The organism is Methanoculleus sp., from assembly GCF_035363275.1.
In the GTDB taxonomy this organism is placed as follows: Archaea; Halobacteriota; Methanomicrobia; order Methanomicrobiales; family Methanoculleaceae; genus Methanoculleus.
Genome location: NZ_DAOSET010000025.1, coordinates 36,612 through 41,437 on the forward strand (window position 1 = coordinate 36,612; position 4,826 = coordinate 41,437).

Here is a 4,826-nt window from a genome sequence, read left to right on the forward strand (position 1 = left end):
ACTGCCGGAACGGCAGGAGCGGGAGCACCGTAGGTGCGGGTGGTCGGGCAGGCGTAACCACCTCGCCTGCCCCTGACCTCTTACGGATGGAATCAACCCCATAACCCATCCGTTCTCAGGGTTGCAAGAGACCCTTGACATCCACCATATCCCTGATATTTTAGAGGATCCCACTGATTTCCATTGAAATAGATTCTTGTGAGTGGGGGGCAATCTATATATCTGATAATGGATATGCATGATGCAGGACCCACTGGAGAGCGCTGATCAAAATGGATGGAAAGCCACAGATAAAACAGAAGATCACCTCCGCGATCTCTTCGGGCGATCTGCGTGAGGTTGAAAAGGTCGTATTGGACATATCTGAGACTCAGACGAGAAAAGAGAAAAAATCGCTCTATGAGCAGATGAACGCCGCCCTGATACAGACGGCATTCGAACAGAGCCAGCCGGAACTCTTAAGCCAGCTTGCCCTTCCGACAAAAGAAGAAGTATTTACCCTTGCCCGACGTGCCGCGGAACTCTACAGCCAGAACAAGGACGAACGATGGTTCCGCGCAATATTTACCCTGGTCGACAAACTCGACCGCAAGAGCCACCAGTCCGATCTTCTCGCCGGCATCTCCCGCGATCTTGTCGAGATCGGGGTGGATACCGGGGACATCCACTATATTGAGAAAGGCGGGGAAGCCTTCGACAAGATCAGCATCCGCAAATACCGCTCGGCGATCCTCTCCGAAATAGTCCCGCTCTTCATCCAGTATGGACAGAAACACCGAAATATTGATATTATGCAAAATGCCCTCCAGATCCTCTCCGAGATCGGCGACATATCAAGACAATCACAACTCCATGCCGACGTGGCCAGGGCGATCGCCGGTTCCGGCATCGAATCCGGCAATATCGATCTCGTGATCAGCGGGTTATTGAGTGCCACGGAGATCAACCAGAAGATCCGGCGCACCAACTCGATCGCCGAGATCGTAGATGCCACCTGGAAGTCGTCGTTGAAGAAGGAGATCTCCAACATAGAAGAGATCATAGACTCACTCTCGGGCATCCCGGAAGAGCGGCTCATCGAAGTCCTCGCAATCCTGACCGAACAACTCCTCGACCGCCAGCGTGACAAGAAACAGGTCTACACCAAACTGCTCAGGCTCGACGACGAGAAGCCGTGGGCAGGCCAGACCCTCGTCCTCGAACTCCTGAAGAAGGCAGAGCGGAGCGGAGAACGCTGGTTCCTCGAGAAGGCGTTTGAGTTCAATGCCCGGGGCCTTGTGGAGACACAACTCCCGATCGAGGAGATCGTCCTCTCCGGGATTGCGGTCGTCGAGAAGACCGGGAACCCGACGATCCTCCTCGACATCACGCCGTTGATAGATGAGTCCTGCGACGCCGCGAAGGCAGCACACCTCTACCGGCAGATCACTGACGCACTCTCCCGGATGGGCGATTTCTATCACGCAATTGAGGTCATGAAGAAGGTCAGCAATAGCACCCAGAGGATCAATGCCCAATTTTTCGATACCAGTGTCCGCCTGATCAAGGAGGGGATCCGTCGCGACGAGATCGGTCTCGTCCGTGGGAATATCCTCACCGCACTGGATATCGATATCGCCGACTCGCTGGTACACCAGGCGGTGACCGACTTCTGTAAGGAGTACGACTTTGACGAGGTCGTCAGGCACATACCAGCCATAAAGGAGATTGTTAGATCGCACCGCACACAGGATATCCTGCTCCTTGAGTGCAACACTATCCTGATTGAGCGTGGGTTCGTCCGCCAGAACGACCCGTCGGCCCTCGTGGACCTGGTGAACCAGATCGGAGAGCAGGCTCTGCGCGAGCAGGCCATTTCAACCATCGCCGTCGAGATGGCGCGGATAGGCGTCGTCCGGAAGGATCGGGATCTCCTCCGGCATGCAACCGCGCTGACCTGCGAGATCATGGATCAGCAGGCACGGGCCGAGTCGATGGGCGGCATTGTGGACCAGGCAGCCGTACTCGCCGTCGAAGACGGGGATCTTGACCTCCTTCATGGGATGCGGGTTCTTTCCACATCCCTGCTGGAGCGGGATTACTGTCTCTTCGCGATGGGAAAGGTTATCCACGGCCTGATCATGTACGGGATCGAGCAGCTCTCGCTTCAGGCGCTGGATGAAGCGACCCAGATCCTCTCCCAGATCACCGATCCATCCCTGCAGCGGCAGCTGGTCGATCCTCTCATCGAGGGTTACGTCCGGGTCGGGAGCCTGCAGGCGGCGGACCAGCTCACCCGGGGAAAGGTCAGGATCTTCGATGGCATGATGGAGCCGTTCGAGATTGCGCTCACCCTCCTCCAGAACAGCACCCCGCGCGAGGAGGTCTCGATCAAGATAGCAAGTTATGTCGACATCATGCTCGAGTACTCGCAGGTTCACGCAAGCCCGATCTTTGCTGTCCCGATGAGTCTCTTCACCCTGGAGATTGGGGGTGAGTACGAACGAACCGCCATGATCCAGCGGATCCTCAACTTCTTCACCAGTTACACAAAGGAGTTCGACTCGGCCGACCCCTATGAGGTGATGGCTTACCTGCTCGAGGGCATCGAGGGAGCGCCGGCGGCACCGCCGGTACTCGAGTTGATGTACCGTCTCTTCGAGCATACCGGCGATGTCTATGCACGCTACTCCGGGATGTACCGGATCGTGAGCGCCTACTCGGTCCTCGGCAACGAAGAACGGGCCGAGGAGATTATCAGGCAGCTCCACGAGACCATCGGCACTATCTCCGAGCCGTCGATCCGCGTGATCATGCTCTCCGACCTTGCCGGACTTATGGCCGGGATCGACCATAGCACAGCCAGGAGTTATCTCGCCGAAGCGCAGGAGATGCTTGATTACGTCGGGCCGGAGCGGGATGCATTTGCCAGAAAGAACCTGATCTACGCTGCAAGAAGCCTCAACACCGTAAACCGGCAGGAGGAGGATGTCGACTGGGCTATCGGGCAGGTTGGCAGGATCGAGGATCCGGTCGAGTATGTGGATGCTCTTGCTGCGGTCTTTGACATGGTCACCGAGCCCGCACAGAGGAAAGAGATCCTCTCGGCCATGTGCCATACTGTGGTGAGCATCCCCTCTCCCTACATCCGGCTCTCGATGCTCTTTGACGTGGCACAGTTTGCCGAGAACTACGGCGACGACAGGGAGATCGACGAACTGCTCGACGGCATGGAGAGCACGGCCAAGCACATCCAGATCCCGTTCATCACCGCTATGACGCAGCAGCGGATGGCCCAGATGCTCTTCTCATTGTACCGGAAGAGCGGGAAGCCGGCCGTCCGGCAGCGGGCTATCGATGCCGTCTCCACGATCGACGACGATCGAATCCGGTACGGCCTGATGGTCCAGCTCGAACAGGCGATGCCCCAATCCTGGAAGAACACGGTCTACGGCAGGATCCTCGACTGCCGCGACAAGATCCGGAGCGGCGATTACACCACAAAGGACATGGTCACGCTCGACCGGGCGATACGGGCGGCACCGGATCGGGCAAGGAGGGCGACCTACTACACCGAGTTCTACCTCCTCGCGAGGAACGCAGGGCAGCATGAACTTGCGGATCGGATGCTCCTCTGCGCCCTCGAAGAAGCCCGGATCATCCGGCCGCTCTCGCGGCGGGCCTTTGCGCTCGGCGATATGGCATGCCGGATCTACGCGGAGCGCTACGAAGACCGGTCGAGGGAGGTTCTCGATATGGCTGTGAGCGAGGCTCTCAACATCCGCGACTCAACGGTCCGGGACGAGGTCTATGACGAGCTGGATATGTCCATGCGGCTTGTGCAGGAGCACTGGCTGTGAAGACGATCGAGATCAGGATCTCGGGAAGGGTCCAGGGTGTCGGGTTTCGTGCCTGCATCAAAAGGATCGCCACGAACCTCGGTGTCGGCGGTGAGGCGATGAACCTTCCCGACGGAAGGGTGCTCATCACCGCAACCGGCGAACCCGTCATCCTTGATAAGTTTGTCTCCATGCTCTACGGATGCCCCCGGGTCGTCATCCGGGACCTCTCCCAGAAGGAGATCCCCTTTGCCGGCTACCCGGAGTTCACCATCCAGCGGGCGCTCACCAGTACAGCACGTGAAATTCGGCGTTTGTGAGGAGGGCGTCCCGCAGGATATGCACCTGCGCATCAATGCGCGACTGGTCGATGGAGTCGCGGAGCGCCGCGACCAGCCGGGCCGAAAAGTTCCCGTCAAGGTAGCATCTTTTTTCACCGCATTCATAATCCCCCTCCGAGACCTCGTCCCTGGCAAACCGGAGGACGGTGCGGTCCACCATCGTCGCTTTCTGCGATTCAATAAGGTCGTAGACGAGGCTCCCGGCCCCTTCGTGGAGCATGCCGAGGTCGGGGTTGAGGTGGGCACCGACCAGGGAGACGCAGCAATTGCCGTAGAGCATCGCATACCCGAGTGAGAACATGGCGTTGACAGGGTCGAGGTAAGGGCGAATCGTCCTGCGCCGAAACCCGAGTTCCGGCGGGAGTGTGCGGGAGAGGATCTCATAATACATATCGACGGTCAGGCGGGAGAGTCTCCGCAGTTCCTCCATGGTGACCGAGACCCCCAGTTCCTCCCTGGCCTGGTGAAGGAAGTCGAGTTCTCCGGCGTAGAAGACATCCTGTCCGGCGTGGCCGTAGAGTTCCTCGAGGAGAAGAAGCCTTGACTGGAGGCCGGCCGTTGCGAGCGGCTGTGCGAACCGGTGAGGGGCTGCCCGTTCCTGGGCGAGGCGCACCGCCTCGTCCGGTTGATAACCGTAGGGTGTGAGGCACCCGACGGGCGTGCCGTC

Annotated in this window: 3 protein-coding genes; 2 read left to right on the plus strand and 1 reads right to left on the minus strand. The window is 58.7% G+C overall.

From position 1 onward, the window contains the following. The first annotated feature begins 272 nt into the window (after window positions 1-272). Window positions 273-3,839 (plus strand): hypothetical protein, encoded by a 3,567-nt coding sequence (locus PLN84_RS07165; protein WP_292385064.1) that lies wholly within the window; start codon window positions 273-275, stop codon window positions 3,837-3,839. Then, window positions 3,836-4,138 carry an acylphosphatase gene (locus tag PLN84_RS07170; RefSeq protein ID WP_292385066.1) on the plus strand — a complete coding sequence of 101 codons (303 nt, stop codon included), beginning with the start codon at window positions 3,836-3,838 and terminating at the stop codon, window positions 4,136-4,138. Before PLN84_RS07165 ends, PLN84_RS07170 begins: the two co-directional genes overlap by 4 nt. Here the strand turns inward: PLN84_RS07170 and cas1 are convergent. After that, window positions 4,104-4,826 (minus strand): CRISPR-associated endonuclease Cas1 (cas1, locus tag PLN84_RS07175; protein ID WP_348531985.1); only part of this gene is annotated, 723 nt, incomplete at its 5' end. The genes PLN84_RS07170 and cas1 overlap by 35 nt on opposite strands.